Below are 18,672 nucleotides of genomic sequence, written 5' to 3'. Positions count from 1 at the left end.
CATGGCAATCAGCCTTCGTTGTCTTTCCTGATATCTTCCACCGTTTCGTCGCTACCCAGAAGCCGAACCAGCATCAGCTCGACCGGTTTTAAAACAATCAGGACAATCAACGTCAACACCGTCGCGATCACCACGATATGCCAAGCCGCAAGGGCGCACGCGATGCCAAGTGCCGCCGTAATCCAGACGGTTGTCGCCGTCGTCAGGCCGCTGACCGACATATCCTTTGGATGGCGCAGAATCACACCCGCCCCGATAAAGCCGATGCCGGTTAAAACGCCCTGCAAAATCCCCTGCACGACGCGCGATAGTGCATCGGGATGATCGATCAAATCCTCGAAATGTACAGCAACCACCGATACAACCGCCGCACCAAGTGCTACCAATGCCAATGTACGCATGCCGGTCGGCTTGCCATTCACATCCCGGTTTAACCCGATCAACATGCCAATGACTGTTGCCGCGCAAAGCCGCAGGATCATGTCGATCACCGCAATATCGAAATAGCCTTCGACGGTTGCAAGATAGGAAAGGTTGGTCATGCCGCATCCAGTTCGCGCTTAATCTGCTTTGATATATAAACCGAAACGCGCCCTGTTCGTGCATTGTTCCATCACCGGCAAACCGGGCACCGCAATATCAATCAGGCTTGTGGAACGACTCCGCTTTCAATTCCCTTGGCTTCGGCCATCAGCCAGTCAAAGAAGCGCAAAATCCGCGGGTCGCGCCCCGGTCTATCCAATGTAATCAGGACATAGTCATAGCCGGTAGGCGCCATACCGTACGGCGCAACCAATCGGCCAGCCAACAGATCATCATAAACCAGTGGCAAAGGCCCGATTGCAGTCCCCAAACGATTGACGGCGGCTTGAAGTGTAAAAAAGAAATGGTCGAAATATTGCTCACTTGCCGGACTGCTATTGCTCCCACTCGCCCGCCTCCAGATATCCCAGGCATCCGGCCGCGTACGACTATGCAACCATCGCGCATTGGACAAATCGCGAATCAGAATATCTTCCCAGCAATCCGGGTCACAAACCGGCCCGGCAAATTCCGGCCAAAGGCGGGTTACCTCGTAATCTTCGGCAATACCGAAATCAGCTCGCCGGATTGCCAGATCGCATCCCTCAACCAGTAGATCAACCGGCCCACCAGCCAGCCTTAGATCAATATTCAAGTCAGGATTGGCTTCGCGAAATGCACCCAGCCTTGGCATCAACCAGCGCATGGCAAGGCTGGGTTCGCACGATACTGACAGTATCGGCGATGCACTGTCATGGCGGTGAATTTCCTCGACCGTGCCATCAAGCCCGTCCAGCGCTGTTACGACCGACTTGAAAAGCCTTTCGCCTGCCGGGGTCAACCAGACACGCCGGTTGCGACGAACAAACAGATCAATACCCAGCCGTTCCTCGATCTGCGCGACTGCACGGCTGATCGCACCATGCGTCAGGTGCAATTCTTCGGCAGCGCGCGAAAAGCTTTGATGCCGCGCTGCGGCCTCAAAGGCAGGTAACGCAGCAAGTGGCGGCAGATTGCGCTTTCTGTGAAAATTACTCACGAAATTTCCCACGAATTTTCGATTTTCTGGTGATCTTTTCAATTTGATACTGAATCAACTCACAGATCAAGGACCACGAACATGCTCGTCATTGCCCAGATCGAAGTCATTGCCGTCGCTATCATCACCATTCTTGCCGTTATCAGCCCCGGACCGGATTTCGCCATGGTGACGCGTATTGCACTTACACGGGGTCGTCGCGCTGGTGTTCTGTGCGCCATCGGGATCGGCAGCGGTGTTTCAGTACATCTGGCCTATACGCTGATCGGGCTTGGCGTTGTATTTGCCAGTAATGCCTGGGTTCTGACCAGCTTGCGCTATCTGGGTGCTGCCTATCTGATATGGCTGGGGATATCCGCACTTTGGCCCGATGTTCGGGCTTTATTTTCGAAAAGACCCGCGGCACTTCAGGCCCGAATGACAAACAAAAGCACCAACAGGCCGGAAGAAGATCAAAAACGGAACGGATCCGCTTTCTGGATCGGCTTTGCCTGCAATGCCCTTAACCCCAAGACGATGCTGTTCATCGTTTCATTGTTCAGTCAGATGATTTCACCCGATACACCGGTTTTGATGGAAATCGGTTACGGTTTGTATATCACAGCATGCCACATGATGTGGTTTGCGCTGGTCGCGGTCGCGTTGACACTGCCTTCGGTGCAAGCGCGCATCGCAGCTATTAAAATCTGGATAGAACGTGGTGTGGGCCTGTGTCTTGCCGGACTTGGCATCAAGCTACTGACAAGCACCAACTGAATTCTTCAACGTCTTAGATAAACAGCATTTCGCCCTGTTGGCGGGCATCATTCAGAAACGTTACAACACCGCCCGTCTCGATTTTGAGCTCTTCACGTTTGGCTTCGTTTTCCAGCCCAAGTGCGCGAAGACCCATATCACAAACCATGAACTTACCATCCAGTGCGACACAGGCGGACAGCAGTTCCTCGAACGTGCCGATGCCACGTATGGAATAACTGAGATCAATCGAGGTAGCCGTTGCCCCTTCGGCCTCTGTCCGCAAATGACGCCAGCCCGACGGAGCCAGAACCGCACGGCAGGCTTCCATGGTGAAAAACAGGGTGGCCTCGCGCCCCGAAGCCAGTGCCGCAGATGCCATTACGAGTGCGTAATGAACTTTTTCAAAGCTGCCGGAAAACACCACCAGCGACAGTTTCTTCGGGCTTTCGGACTGGTTGGCGGTTTCAATGCTCATGAATGGACAAGTCCTTGATACTGGCGTTTTCGGAACAAAGCGGGCAGCCCGGATCGCGCGGGACTTTGATCTTTCGGAAGGATGCACCAAGTGCATCGACAATCACAAGCCTGCCAGACAAACCATCGCCAATCCCCATCAGTTCCTTGAGGATTTCGGTTGCCTGAATCCCACCGATCATGCCCACGACCGAACCCAGAACACCACCCTGGGCACAGGACGGAATGGCGTCTTCGGGCGGTGGACTGTGATAGATGCAGCGATAACAGGGATGCGGATCGCCCAGATGCGCCTTAAAGGTCGCAACCTGCCCGTCAAACCGAAGGGCTGCACCCGACACCAGCGTTTTGCCCGCAAAATAGCATGCATCGTTTAGCAGGAATCGTGTTTCGAAATTATCCGACCCATCGGCAATCACATCATAATCCCCAATCAGGTCCATAACATTGGACGCATCAAGCCGCACATCATGCGTCCGTACGGTGATTTCCGGGTTCATGTCGAGCATGGTTGATTTGGCACTTTCAACCTTTGGCCTGCCAAGGTCTTTCATGCCATGTGCGATCTGACGCTGCAGATTGGAAAGTTCGACCGTATCGGCATCGACGATCCCGATGATTCCGACCCCGGCCGCTGCCAGATACATCGCCAAGGGCGACCCAAGCCCGCCTGCGCCGACAATCAGGACCCGCCCGCGTTTCAGCTTCATCTGACCTGTACCGCCAACATCCTTCAGGACGATATGTCGGGCATAGCGCTGCACTTCATTTTCGCTGAAATCAAAATCACTCACACGCGGTTTCTTTCATTCATTCCAAACGGGTCTACCATTGCATATAGCGTGCGTGGCACAGACAAGAAAGGCCCGGGAAAATCCGGGCCTTCTTAAGATGCGTCGGTCAGCAAAACCGGATTACTGAAGACCTTCGAACAGCGGGGTCGACAGATAACGTTCGGCAAAGCTCGGGATGATGATCACGATACGTTTGCCTTCGTTTTCCGGCAACTGGCCAAGCTCGATACCGGCAGCAACGGCCGCACCGGACGAAATCCCGGTCGGCAGACCTTCGATGCTGGCAAGTTTGCGTGCGGTGGCAAAGGCGGTTTCATTGCCAATCGTCATGACCTTGTCAATCACATCGGTATGAAGGTTACCGGGAATGAAACCGGCACCAATGCCCTGGATTTTATGCGGGCCAGGTGCGCCACCGGAAATAACCGGGCTGTCTTCGGGCTCGACCGCGACGATCTGGATATTCGGATTATGCTTTTTCAGAACTTCACCAACACCGGTCAATGTCCCGCCAGTACCGACACCGGCAACAAAGATATCGATCTTGCCTGCGGTATCCTTGATGATTTCCTCGGCCGTCGTATTGCGATGAATTTCCGGGTTTGCCGGGTTTTCAAACTGCTGCAGCATGATCGCGCCATCAATCTCAGCAACCAATTCCTCGGCACGGGCGACCGCACCCTTCATGCCCTTGGCCGCCGGGGTCAGGTCAATCTGCGCGCCCAAAAGCATCAGCATCTTGCGGCGTTCCAGCGACATGCTTTCCGGCATGGTCAGGATCAGTTTGTAACCCTTGGCCGCCGCAACAAAAGCAAGCGCGATACCGGTATTGCCAGATGTCGGTTCGACCAGTGTTGCACCCGGCTTGATGCGGCCGGACTTTTCGGCATCCTCGATCATTGCGAGACCGATACGGTCTTTGACCGACGCCAGCGGGTTGAAGAATTCAAGCTTGCCAATCAGGTCGGCCTTCACACCCTCGGCCGCTGCCAGACGTGAAAGACGAACCAACGGCGTCGCACCAATGGTGTCGATAATGCTGTCGTAAATCTTGCCGCGAAACTCAGTCATGTTTTCCTCGCAATTTCTTGTGATTTAAAACCAACCACATTCTTGATTTGTATTTATCCCGTTTAACATCCAAGTCAATTGGGTTTAAACAGTTTTTACGCAAAACCCGGTTTGGCCGGTTTCCGATGCCTGTGTATTGGATATGAACCGCAGCGGATTTTTGTGGTTTAACGATACAACAATCCGCAGCCCGTTCCGACGACTAAATAATGAAATCCGGTGATTCCTCAATTCCGCTGCGCAGGCCTGCGTCACGCGCACGGTTGCAAAGATCCTCGACCGTGATCCGGGTCAGCGCCACCATCATTTCGTCCTGCAATTCCCGCCAAAGTGGACGGACAACTTCCTTGCCCAACGGCGATCCTGCCGGATCTTCGATAGGGTCATCGGATGTTTCCATGGACCGGATCACCGATACGATATCAGCAAGGGTGATACGCCGACGTTCACGTGCCAGACGGTACCCGCCACGCGGACCACGCACACCGACAAGAATGTCGGCACGCACTAACTGTTGCAGGGTCTGCTCAAGATAACGTTTCGGAATGCCCTGACGTGCGGTGATATCGCGGCTTTGCACCGGTTCACCCGCAGCGTTATAGGCGATGTCCACCACCGCCTCGATGGCGAACAGCATCTTCTTTGACAGTTTTAACATCGTCTCTTTCATGCTCCCCTTACAGTCCCGCTGATCCCCCCGGAAATATCGGGACTGGCGATTATCAGAGTTCACAACGCAGCAACATCATCAGATAATCCAAATACTTTCGATGATATTGCTGGTGTATTTAACGGCAATCAGACCGTTTTCCCCGCCGGTGCGGCAACACCGGTCGATCCAAAGCCACCTGCACCACGCTCCGTTTCATCCAGATCAGTAACAACGTTCCACGCCACCTGAGTTACCGGTGCGATCACAAGCTGGGCGATGCGCATACCTCGCTCGATGGTGAATGCCGCGTCACCGTGATTGATCAGGATTACTTTGATTTCACCGCGATAATCCGCATCGATCGTCCCCGGGCTGTTCAGAACCGTGACGCCATTTTTCGCAGCCAACCCCGAACGCGGGCGAACCTGTGCTTCGAACCCGGCGGGTAGGGCAATCGCAATACCTGTTTCAACCATGGCCCGTTTACCCGGAGCAATCACAAGCGTATCGTCAATCGCTGCCTGCAAATCGACGGCCGCCGACTGTGCGGTGGCATAATCGGGCAGCGGAAAATCCGCACCATGGGGCAGCTGTTTCAGATCGACAGTCAAACGCGTCATAAACAATCCTTGTCTTCACTTTTCTGGTCAGATGCGTGGCAATGCCGGACAAACACTGACCTGGTTAAATCCATAATATCATGCAAAATGCCGGATAATTCGTTCTGCCAGCGCCCGTGCCACACCGTTCTTGCCCTGGCGAGGCCAGGTTTCGTCACTGGCGGCATCCACCCCGGAAATCAGGAAAATTTCATTCTGGTCTCCGCCAAAGGTCCCGGTTCCAGGGGCGACGTCGTTTGCAAGAATCCAGTCACACCCCTTGCGCGCGCGCTTGGCGCGGGCATGTTCGATGACATTTTCCGTTTCGGCAGCGAAACCAACAACCAATTGCGGGCGTTTAGGACCTTTCTGGCTGAGTGTCGCCAAAATATCCGGATTTTCAGAAAGCTTCAGGTCTGCAATCACACCAGAGCCATCTTTTTTAAGCTTCTGACCTGCTTCTTCGGTTACGCGCCAATCTGCGACTGCGGCAGCACAAATCGCGATATCGACGGGCAGGGCAGCCAGCACCGAATCAAGCATCTGGCGGGCTGTTTCAATACGCACAACTTTGACACCCATCGGATCAGGCAGGCTTACCGGGCCGCTAACCAGCGTCACATCTGCACCCGCCGCAGCAAGAGCCCCGGCAATCGCATGTCCTTGCTTGCCCGAAGACCGGTTGGCGATGTAGCGCACCGGATCAATCGGCTCGTATGTCGGGCCACTGGTTACAACGGCCTTTTTCCCTGAAAGCGGTTTTGAAACCGGCTGTCCTTCAAGAAAATCCACAACCGCTGCGATGATTTCAGCAGGTTCCGCCAAACGACCCGATCCGGTTTCACCACAAGCCAGATCACCCGCCGCCGGCCCGACACGCATCACGCCACGCCCTTCAAGGGTCGCGATATTTGCCTGTGTCGCCGCATGGTTCCACATTTCGACATTCATCGCAGGAACGACCATCACCGGCTTGTTGGTAGCCAACAGGGCAGTCGTTGCAAGATCACCCGCCTGTCCGGTGGCCATTTTCGCAAGGATATCGGCACTTGCCGGGGCGACCAGAACAAGGTCGGCCTCACGCGACAGGCGGATATGGCCCATTTCGGACTCATCGGTCAGAGAAAAAAGATCCTGATAAACCTTGTTCTCGGTCAGGGCGGCCACCGACAGCGGTGTAACGAACTCTGCACCGCCTTTGGTCAGGATCGCGCGGATATTGATATCCCGGTCGCGCAACCGCCGGATCACCTCAAGAACCTTATAGGCGGCAATGCCGCCCGAGATGATCAGAAGGATATTTTTTCCTGCCTGCACTGTGGTTACCAACTATTTACGTTGAAGAAGTGTGATTAACACTACCTTCTCCGTTGATTGCGCGCAAGCGTCCAAAGTGATCAGAAAAAACGCCACAGGTTCGTAAAACCCATGGCGCCATTTCATTGTTCATTTTCAATGATTTATCAGGGAACGGTATAAAGCATTCCAAACCAGCGCCACCGTCCATTCGGCCCCATCGAAGTACAGTTGATCCGCCACCGCCCCGATGAAACCGGGGCATCCAGACGGATTTCAACCCGTTCATCGCCCAGCCGATTCATAGTCGGTTCGCCCTCGGAAGGGTAACAGGCTACGTGGGCTGCCTTCTGCTTGAGGGTGAAGCCGAATGCTGGCGGATTACGTTCAAGCGTGTAATTTGGCGGTGTCACATCGCTGACCGATAACGGGAGGGAATTTGCCGCCAGAATAAAGCGATCCATTTCGCCGTAATTCTCGTTCATGGCAAAGCGCGGCAGATACATCATATCCGATTCAGTACTCATCGCGCCGCTTTGCTGGCCAAATGCCGCCTTGTAACCGGCCTCCTTTACCGCTGCGACGACTTCGTCGCTGGCCTCGCCATACGGATATGCAAAGATGTCCGGGACAAAGCCCAGTTCTTCCTTGAAACGCCGTGCCGAATGCGCAAGTTCGGCCTTCACTTCCTCGATTGGCAAGCTTGGCAAGTGCGAATGATGCTGGCTGTGGCCGCCAATGGTTACCCCGTCCTTGACCAGCACGCGCAACATATCCCAGGTCATGTAGTTCTCGTACCCGGCATCAACCTGCTCGGTTGCGACGAATACCGTCATCGGGATGTTGTGCTTTTTAAAGGCTGGCCACGCAACGTCATAAACCGAACGGTAGGCGTCATCGACCGTAATACCGACGGCATAATCGGGAAGTCCTTTGCCATTTTGCATGGCATCAATGATTTCCGGGATGCCCATGACCGTATATTTGCCATTTGTAAGTTCGCGGATATGGGCTTCGAACTGCGGACCACGAATATTGGTCGACGGGAAATCGATTTCCGCGAACCGATGATACATAAACACAACGGCCGACGTCGCATCACCCGATGGTGCCTGTACGTCCCCGGAGGCATCATTGTTGCTTTGGCGATTGTCAGACTGCAACACATCAGCAGCAGGAGGTTGGACTTCTGTTGCAGTACCGTTTGTATCGGCATTCTGGGCCATGCCCGGCGAGACACCAAATGTCAGACCGACCGCAAAGGCCGTGCCGAATACCATGCAACGAAACATGTTTGCGCGTCTGGCGCGTGCAACAGCATCAGAAGTTTGCTGCCCATTGGTCTGTGCTTGCATTGCCACATCCATCTTTTTGCGACCCCACTCAATTGGTCACTGCAGCCCCCAAAACCACAGTCTTCATTTTATGGTTTCCGGTAATTATGTTTTTTGTGAACCTACCAGCGAACCAATTGTTTTTCCACAATTTCGTCACTCGGCTTGTGTATAGTTTATTGCAACCTACCTGAAAGGCACTCAATTCAACCGCAGTATTAACGGAGATTCGCATGCTGGATTCAGACGCACTCGACATTCTTTTCAATGAAGCTCGAACCCACAATGCCTGGCAGGATCGCGATGTCGATACAGACCTTCTGAAAAAGGCGTGGGACCTTACGGTTATGGGCCCGACCAGCGCGAACTGCGAACCGATGCGCATCAAGTTTGTCAAATCACAGGACGCCAAACAACGCCTGAAACCAGCACTTTCCGAAGGAAATCGGGAAAAAACCCTTGCAGCTCCGGTCACAGCCATCATTGCCCATGACATGGAATTCCATGAAAAATTACCGAAACTGTTCCCGCATGCAGATGCAAAATCGTGGTTTTCAGGCAATCATGACCTAATTGCCACCACCGCGTTTCGTAACGGAACATTACAGGCAGCCTACTTCATTCTGGCGTTACGTGCCCTTGGACTTGATTGCGGCCCGATGTCAGGCTTTGACAATTCCAAGGTTGATGGGGAATTCTTCGCGGGCACGGCGGTCAAAAGCAATTTCCTGATCAATATCGGCTATGGCGACCCCTCAAAACTGTTTGATCGCAGCCCTCGTCTTGCGTTTAACGAAGGTGCCGAAATTATCTGATTTCTATCTGAAGTCGAAACCGACGCGGGAAGGCCGCGCTAGCGCATTCGCAGATTTTTTGGCAAAATCAGATTATACACCTGTATGATCAGGGTTCGGACGACGTATTTTTTCAAGCTTTTCCGATGCTTGAAAACTGTCATCTAACTTTTATTTGATCTTTACTAGCGCATAATCATTTTAGTCGAAATTTTGTGCATGCGTTAACGCGTACCCGGAGGGGTACCCGACATCAGGAGCATCCATTGGGCTTTCGCCAGTTGTTAATGACCGCATTTGCGGTTGCATTCCCGAATGCTGCGATCTTTATCGTACTGGCATCGATGGAATTGCTAGGCTGGGGCACAGCGATTCTGTGTGCGGTCTTGGCGTGGGTCGGTGTCGCCGGGATTTTACGTATCTATTTCGATGATCTGCGCCGTGTTGCGCGTTACGCCACCGCATTGCGTGACAAGTTCCGCGGCACCCCGCCACAGCATCTTTTTTTCGGTGCGGCGTCCGAGCTGTCGTCCCTTTATACCCAAATCACCAACGCATTTCGCGAACGCATCGCCCATCTTGAAGCCCAGACCAGCACTGATGCCGAAATCCTTGATCACCTGCCGAACCCGGTTGTGATGGTCAACCGGCAACGCGTTGTGACCGGTTTTAATCAGGCCGCACGCGGCCTGTTCCATAATCTGGAAATCGGTCGCGATCTGACACGCTATATCCGCGATCCGATCCTGCTTGATGCCTTTGATGATGTCGCGGGCGAACGCGAACAGATGAAACATGCCGAATTCGTTCTGGCAAGCGACGCCCATCGTCATTTCGATGTTCTGACCGCGCGCCTGCCAGCCGCAACCGGGGACCGGAACTTTGTTCTGTCCTTCTCGGACCTGACAGAGCTTCGCAAACTTGAACAGATGCGCGCCGATTTCGCAACCGATGCTGGGCATGAACTACGCACCCCGCTTTCGGTGCTGCTGGGCTTTATCGAAACGCTTGAAGGCCCGGCAAAGGACGATCCCGATGCGTTGCACCAGTTCCTACCGGTCATGCGTGATCAGGGCCAGCGTATGCAGCACCTGATCGAAGATTTGCTGTCACTTGCACGGATCGAGCTGAACGAACATACACCGCCATCTGATGATTGCGATATCGGCAAGATCATCGACAAAGTCGCCCAGACACTGGCGATGAAGGCCGAAGCCAAAGGCATGGAAATCAAGATTTCCTGCGACCTCGACAACACCGAAATTGTTGGCGAGGAAAAGGAAATGACCCAAGTTTTTGTCAATCTGGTCGAAAACGCCATCAAATATGGACATCCCAAAACCAGTATTGATGTATCGATCACACTGGCCAAAAACACTCCGGGTGCATTGGCCCGTTACCGGCATGACCGTGTTCTGGCCGTTGCCATCCGGGATCATTCCGACGGAATCGCACGCGAACATCTGCCACGCCTGACTGAACGGTTTTACAGGGTCGATACGGCACGGTCTCGTGCCGTTGGCGGCACCGGTCTTGGTCTTGCCATCGTCAAACATCTGGTACAACGCCACCGCGGCACCATGATCATCGACAGCGAACAGGGGGTTGGTTCGGTATTCACCGTCTATCTGCCCGCCAAGGCCAGCGATAATATCCGCAAACTCCATACCGCCTGAACCACAATCACATATCCTTGCAGAACAGGATTTCATGACCTGCGGCAGCGGTACTCGCATCTCTGCGTTCAATTTCGCGAAACCCCAATTTTCGATACATCCCGGCAGCACTTCCGGCCTGAAGATAAACAATGTCGAAATCAAAACGTTTTGCTTCTTGCAGGATACGCTCGACAAGCGTTGTTGCAATGCGCATCCCGCGATAGCGGTAAAACGTATAGACTGCAGCAATCCATGGGCTTTTATCCGGCCATTCCTGCCCATCCTGCGGCCACAGGCTAATCATCCCGATAGGCAGGTTGGTATCGCGGTTGATCGCCAGAAGAGTCATCGGAAGACCGTCCTTCTGACTGCATTGAGCAAAGTAAGCCCTAGCATTTTCAAGACTACTCTCAGGCTTTTGCACGCCCCAACGCCCATATGCCCAAGCCGCACAGGCATCAACGCAATCAGGCCTGTCTGCCAGATAAACAATGTCATATGACATGACCGCCCCATTCAATACACATGCCCTAATTATAGTCCAAGATCAAACCGCGCAGGGTTAAAGTAAAAGGGCTAGCAATATCGTGCTAGCCCTTTGCGTATCTGGCCTAATCGAACATTTCGATTACAAAATAAACTTCGAAAGATCGGCATCCTTGGCAAGGCCATCGACCTGCTCGCGGACGTAATTCGCATCAATCTTGATCGTTTCACCGCCGCGGTCGGTTGCGGTAAAGCTGATGTCATCCAAAAGCTTTTCCAACACCGTATGCAGTCGACGTGCGCCTATATTTTCCACGGTTTCATTAACGCTGGCCGAAATGCGGGCAAGTTCATCAACCGCATCGTCGGCGAATTCCAGCGTAACATCCTCGGTTTTCAGCAGTGCGACATACTGCTTGATCAGGGATGCTTCCGGTTCCAGCAGGATACGGCGGAAATCTTCCTCGGTCAGGGCTTTCAACTCGACCCGGATTGGCAAACGGCCCTGCAATTCCGGCAGCAGGTCCGATGGCTTTGAAAGATGGAATGCCCCCGAACAGATAAACAGGATATGGTCGGTTTTGACCGTACCATGTTTGGTCGAGACACTTGTCCCTTCGATCAACGGCAGTAAATCGCGCTGCACACCTTCGCGCGATACATCACCGCCACGCTCGGAACGAGCGGTAATCTTATCGATCTCGTCAAGGAACACGATACCATTCTGTTCAACGTTTTCGATGGCCTCGGCGGTGACCTTGTCCATATCCAAAAGCTTGTCGCCTTCCTCGTCGATCAGGCGTTCAAACGCTTCCTCGACGGTCATGCGTTTTGGTTTGGTCTGGCCGCCGAACGCCTTGCCGAACACATCCGACAGGTTCAGCATCCCCATCTGTGCGCCTGGCATGCCGGGAATATCGATGGTCGGCATCGAAGAAGAACTGTTTTCCTGAACAGGGATTTCAATTTCCTTGTCCTGCAATTCGCCTTCACGCAGCATCTTGCGGAATTTCTGACGGGTATCAGCCGAGGCATTTTCACCAACCAGACCATCAAGAATGCGTTCCTCGGCCTGCATTTCGGCCTTGGCACGGACTTTCTTGCGCATGCTTTCACGCGTCAGGTCCAGAGACACTTCCAGAAGGTCACGAACGATCTGTTCAACATCACGACCAACATAACCGACTTCGGTGAATTTGGTGGCTTCGATCTTGATGAACGGGGCCTCTGCCAGTTTAGCAAGACGCCGGGCGATTTCGGTTTTGCCAACACCGGTCGGGCCGATCATCAGAATGTTTTTGGGTAGCACTTCATTGCGCATCGTGTCGTCAAGCTGCTGGCGGCGCCAACGGTTGCGCAAGGCAATGGCGACAGCGCGCTTGGCATCTTTCTGACCGATGATATGGCGATCAAGCTCGGATACGATCTCGCGCGGGCTGAAATGTTGAGTCATTAAATTTATCCGTTAGTTCTTGCGACGGAAATGCGATGTCAGGCCCGAAACGGCACCCTTATTTCGCATCCTCGATCTTTTCCAGCGTAACGCTGTCATTGGTATAAACACAGATTTCACCGGCAATCGCCATGGCTTTGCGGGCAATTTCCTCGGCACTCAGGTCCAGATCAATCAGGGCCCGCGCCGCGGCAAGGGCATAATTCCCGCCCGATCCGATGGCGATAATGCCGTCTTCCGGTTCAAGAACATCGCCCATCCCGGTCAGGACCAGCGAAACATCCTTGTCGGCCACCGCCATCATTGCTTCAAGCTTGCGCAAATAACGATCCGTACGCCAGTCCTTGGCCAGCTCGACACAGGCACGCATGGTCTGGCCCGGATGACGATCCAGCTTGGCTTCAAGACGTTCCAAAAGGGTAAAGGCATCCGCCGTTGCCCCGGCAAATCCGACGATGATCTCGCCTTTCTGGCCGATGCGGCGCACTTTGCGGGCGTTACCCTTGATCACGGTCTGGCCCAAAGAAACCTGACCGTCACCGGCAACCACCACTTCATTGCCCTTACGCACCGACAGGATCGTCGTGCCATGCCAGCTCGGCTGCGATTTTTCGCTCATAAATAATCCCTAGATTTTCATCCAATGCGTTCGATCAAGAGTTAGCACGCACAACAGCCCGGTCAAGGGCCAAGCCCCGCGAACCATCATCCCCGGATCACAAACACTGTTTCAATGCGATGGAATGCAAAAAATTCAGGACGTATTACCGCCACATGCTTTACCCTTGGACCATAAAAGAATTTCAAAGAGCGAAGGAAAATAGTCATGGGCAATCCTGACCTTGCGCAAACCCATCTTGGCAAATGCATTCTTGCCGGTCAGGGCAGGATCAAGGCTGATCTGGTCCTGCGCAATATCGGATTGCTTGATGTTATCACCGGCGCGGTAACTGAAACCGATATTGCCATTGTAGGTGACCGGATTGTTGGTGCGCATGCCACATACGAGGGCGACCGCGAAATTGACTGTACCGGTAAATTCGCCGTTCCGGGCTTCATCGACACGCATCTGCATATCGAAAGCTCGCTCGTCACACCGCTTGAATTTGATCGCTGCGTCTTGCCGCATGGTGTGACCACGGTCCTGTGTGATCCCCATGAAATTGCCAATGTTCTGGGCGCAGACGGAATTAGATACTTTCTGGATTGCGCCGAACGGTCCGTGATGGATATCCGCGTCAATCTGTCATCGTGCGTTCCGGCAACCGGGTTTGAAACATCGGGTGCGCAGCTTGAAATCGATGATCTTCTGCCATTCCGAAACCATCCCAAGGTCGTCGGGCTGGCCGAAATGATGAATTATCCGGGTGTTCTGAACCTTGATACCGGCATCATGGCAAAACTTGAAGCTTTTCAGGACGGCCACATCGATGGCCACGCCCCGTTGGTGCAGGGTACGGCACTGAACGGCTATATGGCCGCGGGCATTCGCACCGATCACGAGGCAACATCAGCCGCTGAAGCGCGCGAAAAGCTTGCCAAGGGCATGGCGATCCTGATCCGGGAAGGATCTGTTTCCAAGGATCTTGAGGCACTTGCCGAAATTCTGGATGAAAATACGTCAAGCTTCGTTGCGCTGTGCACAGATGACCGCAATCCGCTTGATATTGGTGAAGAAGGTCATCTTGATAGTCTTATTGAAAGATTAATCGGCCATTTAAAAGAACGTAATTGCCCGATCCATCATGTCTATCGCGCCGCATCGTATTCAGCGGCCCGCATTTTCGGCTTGCGTGACCGCGGACTGATCGGGCCTGGTTGGCGGGCCGATATAGCCATACTTGATGATTTGGAAACCTGTGCGGTCAGCGATGTGATTGCCGGTGGCCGTCTGGTCACCAACGGTCTGTTTGATGCCCGCGAAACCGTTGCGCCAATTGGCTTGACCTCGATGAAGGCCAAACCGGTCACCGCCGAGGCATTCATGGCCGAACCCAAACCGGGTCAGAACCAAACGCCTGTGATACGCGTCAAACCGGGCCTGATCCTGACCTTCCGAGATGAAGCCACCCTTGAAATTGGTGACAACGGCCTGAAACCCGATCTTGAAAAGGATGTGATCAAGGTGGCCGTTGTCGAACGCCACGGCAAGAACGGCAATATTGGGCGCAGTTTCGTCCGTGGTTTTGGTTTGAAACGCGGGGCAATTGCATCTTCGGTCGGGCATGACAGCCACAATATCACTGTGGTCGGTGCCAATGACGCCGACATGGCCGCCGCGGTCAATCGCCTGATTGAACTGGGTGGCGGCTTTGCCGTTGCAGATGGTGGCAGGATCACGGCCGAACTGGCGTTACCCGTTGCCGGATTGATGAGCACGGAACCGTTTGAGGTCGTCGAAAAGGACCTGATCACGCTACGCGCGGCTGCCAAGGATCTTGGCTGTGTCCTGCCCGAGCCGTTCCTTCAGGTCGCCTTCCTGGCACTGCCGGTAATCCCGCATCTGAAAATGACCGATAAAGGCCTTTTTGACGTCGATAAATTCGACTTTGTCTAAGCCATCAAACCGGACAGTTTAACAATGACAAATACCGGTTACGTTTTGTGGCCAATACTTAGCCGGTTAAACTGGCTTTTCGGCAGCTTTATTGCTAAATAACCACCCAATGGAAATGCATTGATACCTGCAGGAAAGGAGCTTTGCATGCGCAAGGCCCGCGTAGAGCGCAATACCAACGAAACACAGATCACGGTCGAGCTTAATCTTGACGGGACCGGCATCTATGATGTCGAGACCGGGGTTGGCTTCCTTGATCACATGCTCGAACAGCTTTCACGCCATAGCCTGATGGACCTTAAAGTCCGGGCCAAGGGCGACCTGCATATCGATTTCCATCACACCACCGAAGATACCGGTATCGCCATTGGTCAGGCCTTCTCTCAGGCACTGGGCGACAAAAAGGGCATCAATCGTTACGGCAGCTGCCTGCTTCCGATGGACGAGGCACTGACACGTGTGGCGCTGGATTGTTCAAACCGCCCCTATCTGATCTGGAATGTCGAATTTACCCGCGACAAACTTGGCGATATGGACACCGAACTGTTCCGCGAATGGTTCCAGGGCTTTGCCCAGGCAGCAGGTCTGACGCTGCATGTCGAAAACCTGTATGGCGATAACAACCATCATATCGTCGAAAGTGCCTTTAAGGCGCTGGCACGGTCCCTGCGCGCCGCGATCGAGATCGATCCGCGCAAATCCGATGCCATTCCCTCGACCAAGGGTGTTCTGGGCGGGTCGCTTTAACCCGCTAGATGCCCCTGATCTGATCCGATTGACCGGGTGATCCATCACCCGGAACAGGAAGCCGGTTTTCGATGAAGGTTTACACAGTCCATACCCATCCCGGCGATGCCGATCCGATGGAAAATGCGATCCTGATCCGCGAAGGCTTTAATTTCTGGGCCTTTATTTTTAGCGGTATCTGGGCGCTTTATCATCGTTTGTGGGCCGCTTTTTTTGGTCTGATCAGCGTATCGCTGATTTGCAATCTTGTGATCTATCTATTCGATGGCGGTCCGGAAATGGATTTTGCACTCGCCCTTGCTACCGGCATCGGTTTCGGCCTGATTGCCAATGACTTGCGGCGCAAAAAGCTTGCGGCCGGTGGCTGGAAGCTTGTCGAAATTGTCGCAGGCCCCAACGAAAATGCTGCCGAACATCGTTTCTTTGATCGCCTGCGTGACGGACGCGCTGTTCACGATACCCTGCAAAATGCTGCGCCCACCCCCTTATCCGGGAGCACCCCCTACCCATGAGTGTTGCGATTATCGATTACGGTTCAGGCAACCTGCGTTCTGCTGCCAAGGCGTTTGAACGCGCGGCCCGCGAAACCGGCATTTCCGCCGATATCATTGTCACCGATGATCCGGAAAAGGTCCGCAATGCCAGTCATATCGTCCTGCCCGGTGTTGGCGCCTATGCCGATTGCCGTGCCGGCCTTGATGCCGTTACCGGCATGGTCGAAGTTCTGAACGAGCAGGTCATCAAAGGTGGTAAGCCATTCTTTGGCATTTGTGTCGGCATGCAGTTGATGTCGACGGTTGGTCGCGAATTTGCCGACACCCCGGGTCTTGACTGGATCAAGGGCGAAGTGGTTGCAATTGAACCCGCAGACCTATCGCTTAAAATCCCGCATATGGGCTGGAACGAGCTGGTACTTGATCCGTCGGGCAGGAAACATACCGTGCTATCGGGCGTTTCGGATGGCGATCACGCCTATTTTGTGCACAGCTATCACATGCATGTGCAAAACCCGGCCGAGCGTCTGGCATCGGTCGAATATGGTGGAGCACTGACAGCAATGATCGGGTGCAATAACATGATCGGTACCCAGTTCCACCCGGAAAAAAGCCAGAAAACGGGTCTTACCATAATTGGTAACTTCCTGGGATGGAAACCATGACCGCACCCAGCAATACGATCGAACCCGGTGTGACCGCCGAACGCGTTACGGAACTGAGCGCCGGCGACCTTTCTGACATCGTTGATGCCTGCACCCAGGCAATCGTTGAAGGCGGAGGTTTTGGCTGGCTGACACCGCCGGATCGTCCGGATATGGAAAAATACTGGCGCGGCGTTTTGCTGATGCCCGGGCGCCATCTGTTTGTATCGCGCGTGGATGGTGTGATTTCCGGCGCGGCCCAGTTGCTTGAAACGCCGTCCAACCTTGAAGCACAGCGGCATTCAGCTCAGATTACCGGGCATTTCGTGGCACCGTGGGCGCGCGGGCGCGGTAATGGCAAGGCCATCGTGCGCAGCATCGAATTTTATGCGCGCGAACGCGGTTATTCGGTTTTGAAACTTGATCTTCGTGAAACCCAGACTGCTGCTATCGCACTTTATAACGGGCTGGGTTATGTCCGTTGGGGCATCAATCCCTATTACGCAATGGTCAACGGTAAAATGGTCGAAGGTTACTACTACACCAAGAAAATACAGGACACTGACCAGTGAATCTCTATCCGGCAATCGACCTTAAAGATGGTGCGTGCGTTCGCCTGCTGCGCGGTGATATGGACAAAGCCACCGTATTCAACAACGATCCGGGTGCACAGGCCGGTGAATTTGTCGCTGCCGGCTGTCATTGGGTCCATATCGTTGATCTGAATGGTGCCTTTGCAGGGGAACCGGTCAATGGGGCGGCTGTCGACAGCATCCTTGCCGCCGTTTCGGACAAGGCCAAAACACAGCTTGGCGGCGGTATTCGCACGATGGAAACGGTTGATTACTGGCTTAACAAGGGTATTACCCGTGTGATCCTTGGCACTGTGGCCCTGCGTAACCCCGAATTCGTCAAGGAAGCCTGCGCAAAATGGCCGGGCCGGATTGCGGTTGGTATTGATGCCCGCAATGGCTATGTCGCAGTCGAAGGCTGGGCCGAAACATCCGAAGTCACGGCCCTTGAACTGGCGCAAAAGTTCGAGGATTGCGGTGTCACCGCAATCATCTTTACCGATATTGACCGCGATGGTGCGATGGGCGGCCCCAATATCGAAAGCACAGTGGCCCTTGCCAGTGTGATTTCGACCCCGGTCATTGTATCGGGCGGAGTTTCATCGCTGGATGATCTGATAGCGGTTGCCAAACATACCGATGCCGGGATTGACGGCGCGATTTCCGGGCGTGCGATTTATGACGGCCGTATTGATCTGGCAGATGCCATCAGGGCATTGTCCTGAACGGACCCAAACAGGATAACCGA

At 53.8% G+C, this 18,672-nt stretch carries 21 protein-coding genes; 9 read left to right on the top strand and 12 right to left on the bottom strand.

The features are described from left to right. Positions 1-8 precede the first annotated feature (8 nt). Together TH468_RS06975 and TH468_RS06970 are read right to left on the bottom strand one after the other, a co-directional pair. A complete protein-coding gene (locus tag TH468_RS06975; protein ID WP_085642804.1) occupies positions 9-542 on the bottom strand; it encodes an MgtC/SapB family protein in 534 nt (177 codons plus the stop codon). A gap of 101 nt (positions 543-643) precedes the next feature. Next, the gene (locus tag TH468_RS06970; RefSeq protein ID WP_085643031.1) at positions 644-1,561 is read right to left on the bottom strand and encodes a LysR substrate-binding domain-containing protein; all 918 of its coding nucleotides are present in this window, start codon (positions 1,559-1,561) and stop codon (positions 644-646) included. Between the two features lie 81 nt (positions 1,562-1,642). Between TH468_RS06970 and TH468_RS06965 the strand changes: the two genes are divergently transcribed. Continuing rightward, positions 1,643-2,317, top strand: a complete 675-nt coding sequence (locus tag TH468_RS06965) for a LysE family translocator (RefSeq protein WP_085642803.1) — start codon at positions 1,643-1,645, stop codon at positions 2,315-2,317. Between the two features lie 13 nt (positions 2,318-2,330). Here TH468_RS06965 and TH468_RS06960 read toward each other — a convergent pair whose 3' ends face one another. From TH468_RS06960 to TH468_RS06930, 7 genes are all read right to left on the bottom strand, one after another. After that, positions 2,331-2,774: a DsrE family protein gene (locus tag TH468_RS06960; RefSeq protein WP_085642802.1), complete on the bottom strand. Its 444-nt coding sequence runs from the start codon at positions 2,772-2,774 to the stop codon at positions 2,331-2,333. Next, positions 2,764-3,567 (bottom strand): molybdopterin-synthase adenylyltransferase MoeB, encoded by an 804-nt coding sequence (locus TH468_RS06955; protein WP_085642801.1) that lies wholly within the window; start codon positions 3,565-3,567, stop codon positions 2,764-2,766. The genes TH468_RS06960 and TH468_RS06955 overlap by 11 nt, the downstream gene beginning before the upstream one ends. Before the next feature lie 120 nt (positions 3,568-3,687). After that, positions 3,688-4,638 (bottom strand): cysteine synthase A, encoded by a 951-nt coding sequence (gene cysK / locus TH468_RS06950; protein WP_007088454.1) that lies wholly within the window; start codon positions 4,636-4,638, stop codon positions 3,688-3,690. 202 nt (positions 4,639-4,840) lie between these two features. Then, positions 4,841-5,296, bottom strand: coding sequence for an Rrf2 family transcriptional regulator (locus TH468_RS06945; protein ID WP_007088455.1), 456 nt, complete (start codon positions 5,294-5,296; stop codon positions 4,841-4,843). A gap of 140 nt (positions 5,297-5,436) precedes the next feature. After that, entirely contained in the window at positions 5,437-5,910 is a 474-nt protein-coding gene (gene dut, locus TH468_RS06940; protein WP_085642800.1) for a dUTP diphosphatase, read from the bottom strand. A 78-nt stretch (positions 5,911-5,988) separates the two neighbouring features. Continuing rightward, positions 5,989-7,206 (bottom strand): bifunctional phosphopantothenoylcysteine decarboxylase/phosphopantothenate--cysteine ligase CoaBC, encoded by a 1,218-nt coding sequence (coaBC, locus tag TH468_RS06935; protein ID WP_085642799.1) that lies wholly within the window; start codon positions 7,204-7,206, stop codon positions 5,989-5,991. A gap of 146 nt (positions 7,207-7,352) precedes the next feature. Next, positions 7,353-8,540, bottom strand: a complete 1,188-nt coding sequence (locus TH468_RS06930) for a polysaccharide deacetylase family protein (RefSeq protein WP_085643029.1) — start codon at positions 8,538-8,540, stop codon at positions 7,353-7,355. A 212-nt stretch (positions 8,541-8,752) separates the two neighbouring features. Here TH468_RS06930 and TH468_RS06920 point away from each other — a divergent pair, with 212 nt between their 5' ends. After that, the gene (locus TH468_RS06920; RefSeq protein WP_085642797.1) at positions 8,753-9,334 is read left to right on the top strand and encodes a malonic semialdehyde reductase; all 582 of its coding nucleotides are present in this window, start codon (positions 8,753-8,755) and stop codon (positions 9,332-9,334) included. Positions 9,335-9,579: 245 nt separating this feature from the next. Then, entirely contained in the window at positions 9,580-10,989 is a 1,410-nt protein-coding gene (locus tag TH468_RS06915; protein WP_085642796.1) for an ATP-binding protein, read from the top strand. A 7-nt stretch (positions 10,990-10,996) separates the two neighbouring features. On the opposite strand, the gene TH468_RS06910 is transcribed toward TH468_RS06915, so the two are convergent. From TH468_RS06910 to hslV, 3 genes are all read right to left on the bottom strand, one after another. Continuing rightward, positions 10,997-11,476 carry a GNAT family N-acetyltransferase gene (locus TH468_RS06910; RefSeq protein ID WP_085642795.1) on the bottom strand — a complete coding sequence of 160 codons (480 nt, stop codon included), beginning with the start codon at positions 11,474-11,476 and terminating at the stop codon, positions 10,997-10,999. A 123-nt stretch (positions 11,477-11,599) separates the two neighbouring features. Continuing rightward, positions 11,600-12,910, bottom strand: a complete 1,311-nt coding sequence (gene hslU, locus TH468_RS06905; protein ID WP_007088461.1) for an ATP-dependent protease ATPase subunit HslU — start codon at positions 12,908-12,910, stop codon at positions 11,600-11,602. Positions 12,911-12,968: 58 nt separating this feature from the next. After that, complete coding sequence (gene hslV / locus TH468_RS06900; RefSeq protein WP_085642794.1) at positions 12,969-13,529, bottom strand: ATP-dependent protease subunit HslV; 561 nt, start codon at positions 13,527-13,529, stop codon at positions 12,969-12,971. Positions 13,530-13,736: 207 nt separating this feature from the next. Here hslV and ade point away from each other — a divergent pair, with 207 nt between their 5' ends. The 6 genes from ade to hisA all read left to right on the top strand — a co-directional run bounded on the left by ade (position 13,737) and on the right by hisA (position 18,649). After that, entirely contained in the window at positions 13,737-15,467 is a 1,731-nt protein-coding gene (gene ade, locus TH468_RS06895) for an adenine deaminase (RefSeq protein ID WP_085642793.1), read from the top strand. 147 nt (positions 15,468-15,614) lie between these two features. Beyond that, the gene (gene hisB, locus TH468_RS06890) at positions 15,615-16,214 is read left to right on the top strand and encodes an imidazoleglycerol-phosphate dehydratase HisB (protein ID WP_085642792.1); all 600 of its coding nucleotides are present in this window, start codon (positions 15,615-15,617) and stop codon (positions 16,212-16,214) included. A 71-nt stretch (positions 16,215-16,285) separates the two neighbouring features. After that, positions 16,286-16,726 carry a DUF2628 domain-containing protein gene (locus TH468_RS06885; RefSeq protein WP_085642791.1) on the top strand — a complete coding sequence of 147 codons (441 nt, stop codon included), beginning with the start codon at positions 16,286-16,288 and terminating at the stop codon, positions 16,724-16,726. Continuing rightward, on the top strand, positions 16,723-17,373 hold the full coding sequence (hisH, locus tag TH468_RS06880) for an imidazole glycerol phosphate synthase subunit HisH (protein ID WP_085642790.1): 651 nt from the start codon (positions 16,723-16,725) through the stop codon (positions 17,371-17,373). Before TH468_RS06885 ends, hisH begins: the two co-directional genes overlap by 4 nt. Beyond that, entirely contained in the window at positions 17,370-17,924 is a 555-nt protein-coding gene (locus TH468_RS06875) for a GNAT family N-acetyltransferase (RefSeq protein WP_037989259.1), read from the top strand. Before hisH ends, TH468_RS06875 begins: the two co-directional genes overlap by 4 nt. Next, complete coding sequence (gene hisA / locus TH468_RS06870) at positions 17,921-18,649, top strand: 1-(5-phosphoribosyl)-5-[(5-phosphoribosylamino)methylideneamino]imidazole-4-carboxamide isomerase (protein ID WP_085642789.1); 729 nt, start codon at positions 17,921-17,923, stop codon at positions 18,647-18,649. Before TH468_RS06875 ends, hisA begins: the two co-directional genes overlap by 4 nt. Positions 18,650-18,672: the final 23 nt, after the last annotated feature.

This window comes from Thalassospira sp. MCCC 1A03138, from assembly GCF_002115785.1.
Classification (GTDB): Bacteria; Pseudomonadota; Alphaproteobacteria; order Rhodospirillales; family Thalassospiraceae; genus Thalassospira.
Note: the sequence above shows the minus strand (reverse complement) of the source record. Positions and strands in the feature narration are given on the sequence as shown.

Excerpts from the sequence above, each read along its gene's own strand:
- TH468_RS06975 (WP_085642804.1), bottom strand. The coding sequence starts at position 542 with ATGACCAACCTTTCCTATCTTGCAACCGTCGAAGGCTATTTCGATATT.
- TH468_RS06965 (WP_085642803.1), top strand. The coding sequence starts at position 1,643 with ATGCTCGTCATTGCCCAGATCGAAGTCATTGCCGTCGCTATCATCACC.
- TH468_RS06960 (WP_085642802.1), bottom strand. The coding sequence starts at position 2,774 with ATGAGCATTGAAACCGCCAACCAGTCCGAAAGCCCGAAGAAACTGTCG.
- cysK (WP_007088454.1), bottom strand. The coding sequence starts at position 4,638 with ATGACTGAGTTTCGCGGCAAGATTTACGACAGCATTATCGACACCATT.
- TH468_RS06945 (WP_007088455.1), bottom strand. The coding sequence starts at position 5,296 with ATGTTAAAACTGTCAAAGAAGATGCTGTTCGCCATCGAGGCGGTGGTG.
- dut (WP_085642800.1), bottom strand. The coding sequence starts at position 5,910 with ATGACGCGTTTGACTGTCGATCTGAAACAGCTGCCCCATGGTGCGGAT.
- TH468_RS06930 (WP_085643029.1), bottom strand. The coding sequence starts at position 8,540 with ATGCAAGCACAGACCAATGGGCAGCAAACTTCTGATGCTGTTGCACGC.
- TH468_RS06920 (WP_085642797.1), top strand. The coding sequence starts at position 8,753 with ATGCTGGATTCAGACGCACTCGACATTCTTTTCAATGAAGCTCGAACC.
- TH468_RS06910 (WP_085642795.1), bottom strand. The coding sequence starts at position 11,476 with ATGTCATATGACATTGTTTATCTGGCAGACAGGCCTGATTGCGTTGAT.
- hslU (WP_007088461.1), bottom strand. The coding sequence starts at position 12,910 with ATGACTCAACATTTCAGCCCGCGCGAGATCGTATCCGAGCTTGATCGC.
- hslV (WP_085642794.1), bottom strand. The coding sequence starts at position 13,529 with ATGAGCGAAAAATCGCAGCCGAGCTGGCATGGCACGACGATCCTGTCG.
- ade (WP_085642793.1), top strand. The coding sequence starts at position 13,737 with ATGGGCAATCCTGACCTTGCGCAAACCCATCTTGGCAAATGCATTCTT.
- hisB (WP_085642792.1), top strand. The coding sequence starts at position 15,615 with ATGCGCAAGGCCCGCGTAGAGCGCAATACCAACGAAACACAGATCACG.
- TH468_RS06885 (WP_085642791.1), top strand. The coding sequence starts at position 16,286 with ATGAAGGTTTACACAGTCCATACCCATCCCGGCGATGCCGATCCGATG.
- hisH (WP_085642790.1), top strand. The coding sequence starts at position 16,723 with ATGAGTGTTGCGATTATCGATTACGGTTCAGGCAACCTGCGTTCTGCT.
- TH468_RS06875 (WP_037989259.1), top strand. The coding sequence starts at position 17,370 with ATGACCGCACCCAGCAATACGATCGAACCCGGTGTGACCGCCGAACGC.